The sequence below is a fragment of the Aeromonas sp. s11 genome (assembly GCF_040907945.1).
GTDB classification, from domain to species: domain Bacteria; phylum Pseudomonadota; class Gammaproteobacteria; order Enterobacterales; family Aeromonadaceae; genus Aeromonas; species Aeromonas veronii.
Map to the genome: position 1 here is coordinate 11,407 of NZ_JBFOCU010000007.1, position 12,633 is coordinate 24,039.

Annotated in this window: 13 protein-coding genes; 8 read left to right on the top strand and 5 right to left on the bottom strand. The window is 56.2% G+C overall.

The genetic code is table 11. The features are described 5' to 3' along the window. The first annotated feature begins 11 nt into the window (after window positions 1–11). The 8 genes from agaW (at window position 12) to AB5Y84_RS01500 (ending at window position 8,508) form a co-directional block, all read left to right on the top strand. Window positions 12–785 (top strand): PTS N-acetylgalactosamine transporter subunit IIC, encoded by a 774-nt coding sequence (gene agaW / locus AB5Y84_RS01465; RefSeq protein ID WP_005335360.1) that lies wholly within the window; start codon window positions 12–14, stop codon window positions 783–785. Further along, window positions 775–1,653, top strand: a complete 879-nt coding sequence (agaE, locus tag AB5Y84_RS01470; protein ID WP_005354370.1) for a PTS N-acetylgalactosamine transporter subunit IID — start codon at window positions 775–777, stop codon at window positions 1,651–1,653. The genes agaW and agaE overlap by 11 nt, the downstream gene beginning before the upstream one ends. A gap of 48 nt (window positions 1,654–1,701) precedes the next feature. Continuing rightward, entirely contained in the window at window positions 1,702–2,142 is a 441-nt protein-coding gene (agaF, locus tag AB5Y84_RS01475; RefSeq protein ID WP_257725506.1) for a PTS galactosamine/N-acetylgalactosamine transporter subunit IIA, read from the top strand. Further along, window positions 2,142–3,341, top strand: coding sequence for an N-acetylglucosamine-6-phosphate deacetylase (gene nagA / locus AB5Y84_RS01480; protein ID WP_257725507.1), 1,200 nt, complete (start codon window positions 2,142–2,144; stop codon window positions 3,339–3,341). The genes agaF and nagA overlap by 1 nt, the downstream gene beginning before the upstream one ends. Continuing rightward, window positions 3,332–4,186, top strand: a complete 855-nt coding sequence (locus AB5Y84_RS01485; RefSeq protein ID WP_005335373.1) for a tagatose bisphosphate family class II aldolase — start codon at window positions 3,332–3,334, stop codon at window positions 4,184–4,186. Before nagA ends, AB5Y84_RS01485 begins: the two co-directional genes overlap by 10 nt. A 185-nt stretch (window positions 4,187–4,371) precedes the next feature. After that, window positions 4,372–5,628: a bifunctional glucose-1-phosphatase/inositol phosphatase gene (agp, locus tag AB5Y84_RS01490; RefSeq protein WP_005335382.1), complete on the top strand. Its 1,257-nt coding sequence runs from the start codon at window positions 4,372–4,374 to the stop codon at window positions 5,626–5,628. A 179-nt stretch (window positions 5,629–5,807) separates the two neighbouring features. Next, complete coding sequence (malX, locus tag AB5Y84_RS01495) at window positions 5,808–7,277, top strand: maltose/glucose-specific PTS transporter subunit IIBC (RefSeq protein WP_257725508.1); 1,470 nt, start codon at window positions 5,808–5,810, stop codon at window positions 7,275–7,277. Next, window positions 7,264–8,508, top strand: a complete 1,245-nt coding sequence (locus AB5Y84_RS01500; protein ID WP_257725509.1) for a MalY/PatB family protein — start codon at window positions 7,264–7,266, stop codon at window positions 8,506–8,508. The genes malX and AB5Y84_RS01500 overlap by 14 nt, the downstream gene beginning before the upstream one ends. A 97-nt stretch (window positions 8,509–8,605) precedes the next feature. Here the strand turns inward: AB5Y84_RS01500 and pdxJ are convergent, their stop codons facing one another. From pdxJ to lepB, 5 genes are all read right to left on the bottom strand, one after another. Further along, entirely contained in the window at window positions 8,606–9,343 is a 738-nt protein-coding gene (gene pdxJ, locus AB5Y84_RS01505; protein ID WP_005335389.1) for a pyridoxine 5'-phosphate synthase, read from the bottom strand. Between the two features lie 84 nt (window positions 9,344–9,427). Then, window positions 9,428–10,138 carry a DNA repair protein RecO gene (gene recO / locus AB5Y84_RS01510; RefSeq protein WP_005335391.1) on the bottom strand — a complete coding sequence of 237 codons (711 nt, stop codon included), beginning with the start codon at window positions 10,136–10,138 and terminating at the stop codon, window positions 9,428–9,430. After that, window positions 10,139–11,038 (bottom strand): GTPase Era, encoded by a 900-nt coding sequence (gene era / locus AB5Y84_RS01515; RefSeq protein WP_005335393.1) that lies wholly within the window; start codon window positions 11,036–11,038, stop codon window positions 10,139–10,141. Beyond that, entirely contained in the window at window positions 11,035–11,706 is a 672-nt protein-coding gene (gene rnc / locus AB5Y84_RS01520) for a ribonuclease III (RefSeq protein WP_005335394.1), read from the bottom strand. Before rnc ends, era begins: the two co-directional genes overlap by 4 nt. Beyond that, entirely contained in the window at window positions 11,707–12,630 is a 924-nt protein-coding gene (lepB, locus tag AB5Y84_RS01525) for a signal peptidase I (protein ID WP_139472317.1), read from the bottom strand. Between the last annotated feature and the right edge of the window lie 3 nt (window positions 12,631–12,633).

Below are 12,633 nucleotides of genomic sequence, written 5' to 3' on the forward strand. Positions count from 1 at the left end.
GGACAATTGTGATGGAAATCAGTTTATTACAAGGACTTCTACTGGGGGTTTTGGCATTTTTTGCCGGACTAGACCTGTTCAATGGTCTGACCCACTTCCACCGGCCCGTCGTACTGGGGCCGCTGGTTGGCCTCATCCTCGGCGACCTGCCCACCGGTATTCTGGTGGGCGGTACTCTGGAGCTGGTCTGGATGGGGTTGGCCCCGCTAGCGGGGGCGCAACCGCCCAACGTCATTATCGGCACCATAGTCGGCGCCACCTTCGCCATCACCACCGGGGTCAAACCGGATGTGGCGGTCGGGGTTGCCGTTCCCTTCGCCGTTGCCGTGCAGATGGGGATCACCTTCCTCTTCTCGGTGATGTCGGGGGTGATGTCCCGCTGCGATCGCATGGCCGAAGCGGCTGACGTGCGCGGTATCGAGCGGGTCAACTACCTGGCACTGCTGGCGCTGGGCACTTTCTACTTCCTCTGTGCCTTCCTGCCCACCTACTTCGGGGCCGAACATGCCAAGGCGGCCATCGACGTGCTGCCCGCCCGCCTCATCGACGGCCTCGGCGTTGCTGGCGGCATCATGCCCGCCATCGGTTTTGCCGTGCTGCTCAAGATCATGATGAAGAATGTCTACATCCCCTACTTCATCCTCGGTTTCGTCGCTGCCGCCTGGCTCCAGTTGCCAGTACTGGCCATCGCCGCCGCCGCGCTGGCCATGGCCCTGATCGACTTCATGCGTACCACCACCCCGCAAGCTCGTCCTGTTCAAGAGGAAACCGAAGATGGCATCTAACAACACAGCTGCGCGGATCATCTCCAGCGCCGAACCGCACAATACCCGGCCACAATCCGACGACACCTATGAAGATCAGCAGCTTGGCGCCGAGTTGACCAAGCAGGATATCAACCGCTTTGCCTGGCGATCCCTGCTGCTGCAGGCCTCCTTCAACTATGAGCGGATGCAGGCCTCCGGCTGGCTCTATGGATTGCTGCCGGCACTGCAGAAGATCCACACCAATCCGCGGGATCTCTCACGGGCGATGAAGGGGCACATGGGCTTCTTCAACACCCACCCCTTCCTGGTCACCTTCGTGATGGGGATCGTGCTGGCGATGGAGCGTTCCAAGCAGAACGTCAACAGCATCCAGAGCACCAAGATTGCCGTAGGCGCACCGCTCGGCGGGATTGGCGATGCCATGTTCTGGCTCACCCTGCTCCCCATCTGTGGCGGCATAGGGGCAGATCTGGCGCTGCAAGGCTCCATCATGGGTGCCGTGGTCTTCTTCCTGCTGTTCAACGTGGTCCACTTCGGCCTGCGTTTTGGTCTGGCGCACTACGCCTACCGCATGGGGGTAGCGGCCATTCCGGTCATCAAGGCCAATACCCGCAAGGTGGGCCATGCCGCCTCCATCGTCGGTATGACGGTGATCGGCGCGCTGGTCGCCACCTATGTGCGTCTTGGCACCACGCTGGAGATCACTGCCGGTGATGCAGTCGTCAAACTGCAGGCGGATGTGCTCGACAAGCTGATGCCCGCCTTCCTGCCGCTGCTCTACACCCTGGCGATGTACGCCCTGATCCGCAAAGGCTGGAGCCCGCTGCGCCTCATCGTCATCACGGTGGTACTCGGTATCGTCGGCAAGTTCGCCGGTTTCCTCTAATCCGGAGCCGGTAGCCAGCCGGCCCCCTTTGCAGTAAAGGAACAGACTATGTTGGGCATCATCATTTGTGGTCACGGCGGTTTCGCAAGCGGTCTGGAGCGCGCCATGCTGCAGATCCTCGGCGAACAGGAAGCGGTTATCGCCATCGACTTTCCCGAGAGCTCCACCACTGCCCTGCTGCAGGCGCAGTGCGAAGCGGCGCTGGCAGAGGTCGACAAGGGGGATGGAGTGGTCTTCCTGACGGACCTGCTCGGTGGCACCCCGTTTCGGGTCGCCTCAACCCTCTCACTGCACCAGCCAGAGCGGGAGGTCATTACCGGTACCAACCTGCAGCTGCTGCTGGAGATGGTGCTGGAGCGCGATGGCCTCAGCGCCCGTGAATTCCGCCGGCAGGCCCTTGATTGCGGCCACCGGGGTCTCACCTCGCTAGCGGATGAGATGAGCAAAGAGCGTCAGGCAGATGCCGCTCTCGTTGAGGAGGGCATCTGATGGTCTCACGGATCCGTGCCCGTCGCCTGCTGACCGAACAGGGTTGGCTGGAACATCAGGAGCTCACCCATGAAGGGGGCGTCATCACCGCCATCGCTCCTATCACGGATGGCGATCCGGCACGGGATGTCGAGCTGCTGGTGCCGGCGCTGATCGACGGTCATGTCCACGGCGGCGCTGGCGTCGATGTCATGGATAGCGATAGCAATGCCTTGGCTACTTTGTCGATGGCCAAGGCTACAGAAGGGGTCGGTGCTTTTCTTGCCACCACGGTCACCGCCCCACTCCCCGAGATAGAGCAAGCACTTGCCCGCATTGCCGATGGCGTTGCCCGCGGCATGCCGGGCGCCGAGCTGCTCGGCTGCTATCTGGAAGGACCCTACTTCACTCCGGACAACAAGGGCGCCCACGATCAGACGCTGTTTCGGGAGCTGGATATTGCCGAGCTGAACCACCTGCAACAGCTGGCGCGAGGCAGCCTGAAGGTGGTCGCGCTGGCACCGGAAAAGCCCAACGCCATCACTGCCATTCACCATCTTGCCGCAAACGGTGTGCGTGTGATGCTGGGCCACTCGGCAGCGGATCACGACACCACCATGGCGGCACTGGCGGCGGGTGCCTCCGGGCTGGTGCACTGCTTCAACGGCATGCGCGGCCTGCACCACCGCGAACCCGGCATGGTCGGTGCGGGCCTTGTCCATCCTGCTGCCTGGCTGGAGCTGATCGCCGATGGCCATCATCTCCACCCGAGCGTGCTCAAGCTCTGTCACTGCTGCGCTGGCCAGCGCCTGCTGCTGGTTACCGATGCGATGCGCGCCGCCGGTATGCCCGACGGTCACTATCTGCTTGGCAACTATCGGGTCGAGATGAAAAACGGTGTGGTACGCACCGACACCGGCGGTCTGGCGGGCAGCACCCTCACCCTGCTTGGCGCCGTACGCAACATGGTGCAGCTGGCGAACGTACCGCTCGATGAAGCCATCGCAATGGCCTCGCTGGCACCAGCAAAGATGCTCGGCATTGCCGATCGCCTCGGTTCACTGGCAGTTGGCAAGCAGGCCAACCTGCTCGCCCTCACCACTGAACTCAATCAACAACACATCTGGGTGGCTGGCCGGGAGATAAATCCGACCGACCTCTCCTCCCTTTTCTCAGGATCTCGCGTCAATCAGGACGTTCAGGAGTCACTATGTATCTGATCTCTTCCCATGAAATGCTCAAAGATGCCCAGCGCCGCGGCTACGCCGTACCGGCTTTCAACATCCACAACCTGGAAACCGTGCAGGTGGTAGCCCGCACTGCCGCTCGCATGCGCTCTCCGGTGATCCTGGCTGGCACCCCGGGTACCTATCGCCATGCCGGGGTCGAGTATCTGGTCTCCATCTGTCAGGCTGCCGCCCATGAATATCGCATCCCGCTGGTGCTGCATCTGGATCACCACGAAGACGAGCAGGATATCCACTACAAGGTCGAAGCGGGGATTCGCTCCGCCATGATCGATGCCTCGCACTTTCCGTTTGAAGAGAACATCGAGAAGGTGCGCAGCGTGGTGACCTTCTGCCACCGCATGGGCGCCAGCGTCGAAGCGGAGCTGGGCCAGCTGGGCGGTCAGGAGGATGACCTCATCGTCGATGCCGCTCATGCCAAATTTACCGATCCGCTCAAGGCGGCCGAGTTTGTCCGCCGCACCGGTATCGACTCGCTGGCGGTGGCCATCGGCACCGCCCACGGCCTCTACAAGGAGGAGCCCCGTCTGGACTTTGCACGCCTCGCCGCTATTCGCGAACAGGTGGATATTCCGCTGGTGCTGCACGGTGCCTCCGGTGTGCCGGAAGCCGATGTGCGCAGCTGCATCGAACTCGGGATCTGCAAGGTTAACGTTGCGACCGAACTGAAGATAGCCTTCGCCGATGCGATGAAAGCCTTCCTTGGCTCTCATCCGGATGCCAGCGACCCGCGCCAGTATCTGGTGCCCGCCATGGCCGCCATGGAGGAAGTAGTCGAGGCGAAAATTCGTATGTGTATGAGCGAAGGGCGGATTTAACACTTATTAAAATAACAAATTAAACAAGCATGAAAACAATCAAAATATGGATAACTAAGGTTTAATTTTGAGTGTTTTTGTGCTTTTTTTGAGAGATATGACCAACAATTCACAAGAATACTTATTTTGGCATCATCATACATATTATATAATATTTTAATACTGAGTTCAGGGATTACAACGTGATGAAAAAAAGTAACTTCCGTAATGTGGTTTTCTGCTTGTCGATGATCACCCCATTTTCTACCCCTGTTTTTGCAGTTGATAATTATAGCTTAGAGCAGGTTGTAGTCGTTAGTCGTCATGGATTAAGAGCTCCGTTAGCGACTGGAGATAGTGCATTAGCGAGAGTAACACCTCATGATTGGCCATCATGGGATACCCCTGGGAGTTACCTGACTACTCGAGGTGGTGTTTTAGAATCTTATTTTGGAAAATACTTTGCTGACTGGCTTGACGAAACCAATCTAGTTAAAAAAAATATTTGCCCCAGTGATAAAGATGTATATATATACACGAACAGTATGCAACGTACGATTGCCACAGGGCAGCATTTTGCCATAGGTGCGTACCCAGGATGTGATCTCACTGTTAATCATCAGAAAAAATTTAACAGCATGGATCCTATTTTTAATCCAATCATTAAAGATGGCTCTGAGAAATTTAAAAAACAGGCATTGGTCGCGATAAATGCTCGGGCTGGTAAAGATGGTATAACGGGTCTGAATCATGACTTAAGACCATCTTACAAACTAGCAGAAAAAATAGTTGATTATAAAAATTCATATGATTGTAAGGGAGAGCTAAACTGTGATTTGGCAAAATCCCCAACTGAACTCAGTGTTAAAATAGATCAAGAGCCGGGAGTTAGCGGCCCACTACGAACTGGTACAATTATTTCTGATGCCATAATATTGCAACTCTACGAAGGCTTCCCCATGAATCAAGTTGGTTGGGGAAAAATAAAAAATGGTACTGATTGGAAAAGTTTAGTTGAAATTAAAGATTGGTATACGGATGTTTTATTTTCAGCGCCAACAGTTGCCAAACACATATCCAAGCCATTAGTCAGATACATCAATGGAATTATGGACAACAAAAATAGTGCTAAATTTAATTTATTAGTCGGTCATGATTCAAATATAGCCTCATTGCTGGCTGCACTTGACATAAAAGAATACAACCTCCCTGAACAATATGAAAAAACGCCTATCGGAGGTAAAGTAGTATTTCAACGTTGGGTTGACAATGAAACAAAAAAAGAATTAATGAAGGTTGAATATTTTTACCAAACAACAGAGCAAATACGAGGCATGAGTGTATTGAATAGAGGTAATCCGCCAAAAAGAGTTGTTTTAGAAATGAAAGGTTGCCCAGTGAATAGGAATGGATTCTGTGATTTTAGTGCGTTTAAAAAAACCATACAAGCATTAGTAAATTGACATTGCAAATATGCCTTATTGTTTTGTAATTTTCTTTTTTAACATTAACTTTTTTGTCGAGTATTAAAAATTAACGCTAAATTATAACATGGCAGCAGATCTGGGAGATAGGAGTTATGGTTCAAACATCCTTGCGAAATAAGGTATGGGAATTTGCCCAGAGTTTGGGGAAAACATTTATGTTTCCCGTCTCTCTGATGGCATTCATGGGATTACTGCTGGGGGTGGGATCATCCATCACCAGCCCCTCCACCATAGATAATTTTCCTTTTCTTGGTGGGGAATATACCCAGCTCGTCTTCAATCTGGTGGCAACCGTTGGCAGCTTCGGCTTTACCTATCTGCCCATCATGTTTGCCATCGGCATTCCGATGGGATTGACCGAAAAGAACAAGGGTGTCGCGGCCTATTCCGGTTTCGTCGGCTATATGGCGATGAATATCGGGATCAACTTCTATCTCGCCAGTACCAGTCAACTGGCTTTGCCGGAAAATATCAAACTGGCGGGGCAAGCCATGGTGATGGGGGTTCAGACCCTCTCCATGGGGGTGCTGGGTGGCATAGTGTCGGGGATCGTGACCTACTTCATCCATCGCCGTTTCTATAACCTCAAACTGCACGACGCCTTCTCGTTCTTCAGCGGCCTGCGCTCCGTGCCCATCATCACCGTGCTGGTCATGTCGCTGATAGGTCTCGCCATGCCGCTCTTCTGGCACTATGTGGCGCTCGGTATTACTGCGGTCGGTAACATGATCATCTCTGCCGGCTCTTTTGGTGCCTTCCTCTACGGGGTGGCCATCAACCTGCTCAAACCGCTCGGTCTGCACCACATCATGCTGGCCATGGTGCGCTTTACCCCGGCAGGCGGTACCGAGCTGGTCAATGGCGAAACCATTTCCGGCGCGCTCAATATCTTCTTCGCCCAGTTGAAAGCGGGTGAACCCATCAGCCCGGCAGCAACCGCCTTCCTGTCGCAAGGGTTTATGCCGACCTTTATATTCGGTCTGCCTGCCGCGGCGTTAGCCATGTATATGGCAGCCACGCCCGGCAATCGAACCAGAATCAAGAGCCTGATTATCTCCGGGGTACTGGTCTCTATCGTGACCGGTATTTCCGAGCCCATCGAATTCCTGTTTCTGTTTGTCGCACCGGTACTCTATCTGTTCCATGTCTTTATGACCGGCGCCGCGCTCTTTGTGGTGGCCATGTGTGGCGTCACCATCGGCAATACCGATGGCAGTGCACTCGACCTGCTTATTTTCGGCATCATGCAGGGCTGGCAAACCAAGTGGTATCTGATTATTCCCATTGGCCTTGTCTGGTCTGCCATCTATTTCACCGTCTTCTACTGGTACATCAAGAAATATGACATCAAGACCCCCGGCAGGGATGAGGTCGATGATATCCAGATTGCGAAACACGACCCGGCCGTGATCCTGAGTGCCCTCGGTGGCAAGGAGAATATCATCAGCCTGGACAACTGCGTCACACGGCTAAGACTGGTGGTACACGACATGGGCAAGCTGCAGGAGAAGATCCTGAAACAGGCTGGCGCTCTCTCCGTCGTCAAGATCGACGAGCACAGCGTGCAGGTCATCATTGGCGCTCAGGTTCAAACCGTGAAGGATAATCTCGATGCTCTCCTGTAAAGATCGGGAGGCCCTGCGCCTCCCAACCCCTTCTGCCGACTTGCAGCCCTCCCGTTTCGACGAGTTGGCAGATCGCATCAGCGACAAATGTCGCAAGTGGGATATGAAAGTGATCGAGAGCCGCTTTGGCCCTGTTCCTGCCGACAGCATTCCCATGTGGATTGCCGATATGGATTTCAAATCACCGCCGGCTGTAGCTCGCAAGTTCAGCGAAATCATCAGCTGGGGCACCTTCAGCTACACCCACTGCATCGATGATTTCTACGAGGCGGTCATCAACTTCCAGGCCCGCCACCACAAGGTCGCAGTGGAGCGGGAGTGGATCACCCTCTCCTATGGCACCGTCTCTACCCTGCACTACACGGTGCAGGCATTCTGCCAGCCGGGTGACAGCATCATCATGAACACCCCTGTCTATGATCCCTTTGCCAAGGCGGCCGAAAGGCAGGGGGTCAAGGTTGTCGCCAACCCGTTAGCCCTGAGCAAGGGGCGATACCGGATCGATCTGGCGAAGCTGGAGGAGCAAATCATTGGCCACAAGCCCAAAATCTACTTCCTCTGCTCGCCCCACAACCCGTCGGGTAGGATCTGGAGTCAGGCCGAACTGACAGCCGTTGCCGACATCTGCCTGCGCCATCAGGTGTTGATGATGGTCGATGAAGTGCATGCCGAGCACATCATCCATGGCGATTTCGTCTCCTTTCTGGCGCTGGAGGAGCGTTACCGCAACAACATGATGCTGATGAGTTCTCCCAACAAGGCATTCAATCTGGGTGGATTGAAAACCTCCTACAGCATCATTCCAAATCCGCAGGTCAGAAGCCGGTTCAGAGCGCGCCTTGAGCAGAACTCCATCACTTCTCCCAATGTGTTCGGGCTCTGGGGCATTATCACCGCCTATAACGAGTGCGATGAGTGGCTGGCCGAATTGAATCTCTATCTGAGAGAGAACTACACCCTGCTGGCGCGCTACTTCAGGGAGAACCTGCCCGATTTCCAAGTCATGCCGATGGATGCCTCCTATCTGGTCTGGGTCAATACCAAAGGGAGCGGAATGAGCGCGAGCGAGGTGACCCACAGGTGGGCAGTCGAAGCGGGGGTCATCATCGAAGATGGCTCCCACTACGTCAGCGATGGCGAAGAATATGTGCGGATCAACATAGGCACCTCCCGCCAACTGCTCGGCGAGGCGCTGCAGCGTCTGGGAAAATGGGCACAGCAGCAGGCCTGACGGCTGTCGATATTCCCATCGGCAGAAACAACAAAAGGGACGCTATGGCGTCCCTTTTGTTTCATATGGCCACTGTGCGTTGCCAGTGCCCGAACCATCAGATCCCCTGACGGGCTTCCTGCATCAGCAGGCGCATATCGCTCACGGCCTTGGCCAAGCCGTCGAAGGCGGCACGGCCGATGATGGCGTGGCCGATGTTGAGCTCATAGAGCTCGGGGATAGCAGCGATAGCCTTGACGTTGTGGTAGTGCAGGCCGTGGCCGGCATTGACCTTGAGCCCCTTGCCAGCGGCATAGGAGGCACCGGCGGCAATGCGCTTGAACTCGGCGTTGCGCTCGGCATCGGTAGTTGCATCGGCGTAACGACCGGTATGGATCTCTATAAAGGGGGCGCCACTCTCGGCAGCCGCATCAATCTGGATGGGATCGGCATCGATAAAGAGCGAAACCTGCGCCCCCACCGCGGAGAGGCGGGCAACGGCGTCAGTCACCTTGTCCAGCTGACCGGCCACATCCAGACCGCCCTCTGTGGTCACCTCGGTGCGCTTTTCCGGCACCAGACAGACGAAGTGGGGTTTGATGCGGCAGGCGATGCCGATCATCTCTTCGGTCACCGCCATCTCCAGGTTCATTCTGGTCTGGATAGTTTGGCGCAGAATCTCCACATCGCGGTCGGTGATATGGCGACGATCTTCACGCAGATGCACGGTAATTCCATCGGCCCCGGCCTGCTCGGCCACGAAGGCGGCCTGTACCGGATCCGGATACTGGGTGCCACGGGCGTTGCGCAGGGTGGCGATATGGTCGATGTTCACACCCAGATAGATTTCACTCATTGAGAACTCCTTGAAAGGCTTCATCTGTTGACTGCGCGGTCAGCGAATCACACCGCGCCAATATCCGTATGTCTGTAATCTGTGTCAGCCTTGCATACTGGCTTTGCGTTTTAAAAACAGCTCCCGGCTCTTTAGCTGGCGCTTGCCCAGATAGGGTTGCAGTGCCAATCGGCTGAAACGTTTGGCCGCCTGCAGCAAGGGAGGGGTATCGAAACGTCCCTCGGCAAAGGCGAGCAGGTGGGCACCGAGAAACAGGGTACGGGGATCCGGCGCTCGCTCGCAAGCAACAAAGCCCAATTCACGCTCGAAGCCATAGAGCAAGGTCGGCTCGATGGGCGACTCGTCGTCCGCCGTGTATTCGAAATCCACCGCATAGCCGAGCGCCTGCAACAGCAGGAACTCGAAGCGACGCAGCGGCAGCTCCGGCGTCTCGCCGTCGGCCAGCGCCATGATGGCACGAGCATAGGCATCAAACACTTCGGGGAACGGGGTGTGCGCTTCCAGCAGGTAGTAGACCAACTCGTTGAGATAGAGGCCGTAGAAGAGGCGATCGCCACCGAGACGCAGGGAGTGATCCGGGCATTCGACCTGGGTGAGGTTCTTGAGATCACCCTTGCCGCGCCAGGCGATGGTGAGCAGGGTAAAGGGTTGCAGCAGCCCCTTGAGAGGGGAGCGTGGCCCGCGAGAACCGCGAGCCACCAGAGTAAATCGGCCACTATCCTGGGTGAAGACCTCGACCAGCTGGCTGGTCTCCCGATAGGGACGACTGTGGATGACGAAAGCCGGGGTCAGCAATCAGTCGTCACCATACCCGAGGCTGCGCAGGGCGCGCTCATCGTCAGCCCAACCGGATTTGACCTTGACCCACAGCTCGAGGTGCACCTTGTTCTGGAACAGACGTTCCATATCGAGGCGCGCTTCGGTGCCGATGGTCTTGATCTTCTCGCCTTTGTTACCAATGACCATCTTCTTCTGGCCATCGCGCTCGACCAGAATGAGGCCGTGGATGTGATAGAGGCCGTTCTCTTCCACCTTGAAGCGCTCGATCTCCACGGTCACCGAGTAGGGCAGCTCCTCACCGGTGAAGCGCATCAGCTTCTCGCGGATGATTTCGGAGGCCATAAAGCGGGAGGAGCGGTCGGTCACGTAATCTTCCGGGAAGAAGTGGACGTTTTCCGGCAGCAGATCCTTGGCCCACTCGCGGATCTTCTCCACGTTGGTGCCCTTTTCGGCACTGATGGGCAGAATATGGGCGAAGTTCATCTGTTGGCCCAGCCACTCGAGGTGGGGCAGCAGATCTTCTTTCTCTTTGACGTTGTCAATCTTGTTGACCGCAAGCACCACAGGGCACTTGAGATTGCGCAGCTTGCCCAGCACCATCTCGTCGTCTTTGGTCCAGTGGGTACCGTCGACCATGAACACCACCATGGCCACATCACCCAGCGAACTGGTGGCGGCACGGTTCATCAGACGGTTGATGGCCCGTTTCTCTTCAATGTGCAGACCCGGGGTATCTACATAGATGGTCTGGTAGTTATCCTCGGTGTCGATCCCCAAAATCCGGTGACGGGTGGTCTGGGGCTTCTTCGAGGTGATGCTGACCTTCTGGCCAAGCAGCTTGTTGAGCAGGGTGGACTTGCCCACATTCGGGCGGCCCACGATGGCGACAAAGCCGCAGTAGGTGGTATCTGTCATGACAGTTTTTCCAATGCTTGCTGCGCCGCGGCCTGTTCGGCCTTGCGACGGCTGGTGCCGACCCCGACGAGGGGACCATCCAGACCTTCCACGTCACACTGGACGGTGAACTCCTGGTTGTGGGCCTCGCCCTTGACGTTGGTCACAGTGTAGGTCGGCAGGGATTTGCGGCTTCCCTGCAAAATTTCTTGCAGACGGGTCTTGGGATCTTTCTGCTCGATGCCCGGCTTGATCTCTTCCAGGCGGCTGGCATACCAGCTCAGCAGCAGTGTCCGCACCGTCTCAAGATTGGTATCCAGATAGACGGCACCGATCACCGCCTCGACCGTGTCGGCCAGAATGGATTCGCGGCGAAAACCGCCGCTCTTGAGTTCGCCGGGACCCAGGATCAGGTGATCCCCGAGGTCAAACTCCCGGCCCAGTTCGGCCAGGGTCTTCTCGCGCACCAGGGTGGCGCGCATCCGGCTGAGATCCCCTTCCGCCGCTTGCGGGAAACGGTGGAAGAGATCGTCGGCAATCACCAGACTCAAAATCGAGTCACCCAGAAATTCCAGTCGTTCATTGTGACGGGAGCCGGCGCTGCGGTGAGTCAGCGCCCGGGTCAGTAGTTCCAGATCCGCAAAGACATGCCCGAGACGGGACTGCAGTCTGTTCATCTTGATATTCATTTACTTGATTCCGCCAATGCGGTTGAAGCGCACACCTGTCGGTACCCAACTTGGCAGCAGGGAGCCCTCTTCGCGCTCGAATTCAAAACTTATCCAGATAGCGACCGCCTTGCCGACCAGATTCTGTTCGGGCACAAAGCCCCAGAAGCGGCTGTCTGTGCTGTTGTCGCGGTTGTCGCCCATCACGAAATACTGGCCTTCCGGTACCACCCACTCATCGGGGTAGGTGCCGGGCTGGCGATAGTAACGGCCAACCATGTCGGGCATCAGCGGATTGCGCAGGGTCTCGTGGGAGACATCACCCAACTGCTCAGTATAGCGGTCAAGGGGGATCCCCATCTGGGTAAATTCGCCTCTTTGTTCAAACTTGACGTCGAGCTTCTTGAAGCCCGGGCACGTTTTCCCTTCCTGCTCTTCGCACTTGGGCCGGATCATCAGCTCCTTGTTGCGATAGATAATCCGATCACCCGGCATGCCGACCACCCGCTTGATGTAGTCAACGCGCGGTTCAAGGGGATACTTGAATACCACCACGTCGCCGCGCTTGGGCTCGCCAGTCTCGAGAAACTTGGTGTTGGTCACCGGGTCCCGCAGACCATAGGCAAATTTTTCCACCAGGATGAAGTCGCCCACCAGCAGGGTGGGCATCATGGAACCTGACGGGATCTGGAACGGTTCAAAAATGAACGAACGCAGGATCAGCACAAAGGTGATGACCGGGAAGACCCCGGCGGTCTGCTCAATCCAGACCGGCACGGGGGCCACCTTGGCCAAAGTCTTCTCATCCAGGTGGGCACCGCCATGGGCACGAGCCACGGCAATCTTGGCGGCGCGCTGCTTGGACCAAATCATCTTGTCCAGACACCAGATAACACCGGTGATCGCGCAGACCACCACCAGGATCAGGGAAAACGTGCTTGCCATCTA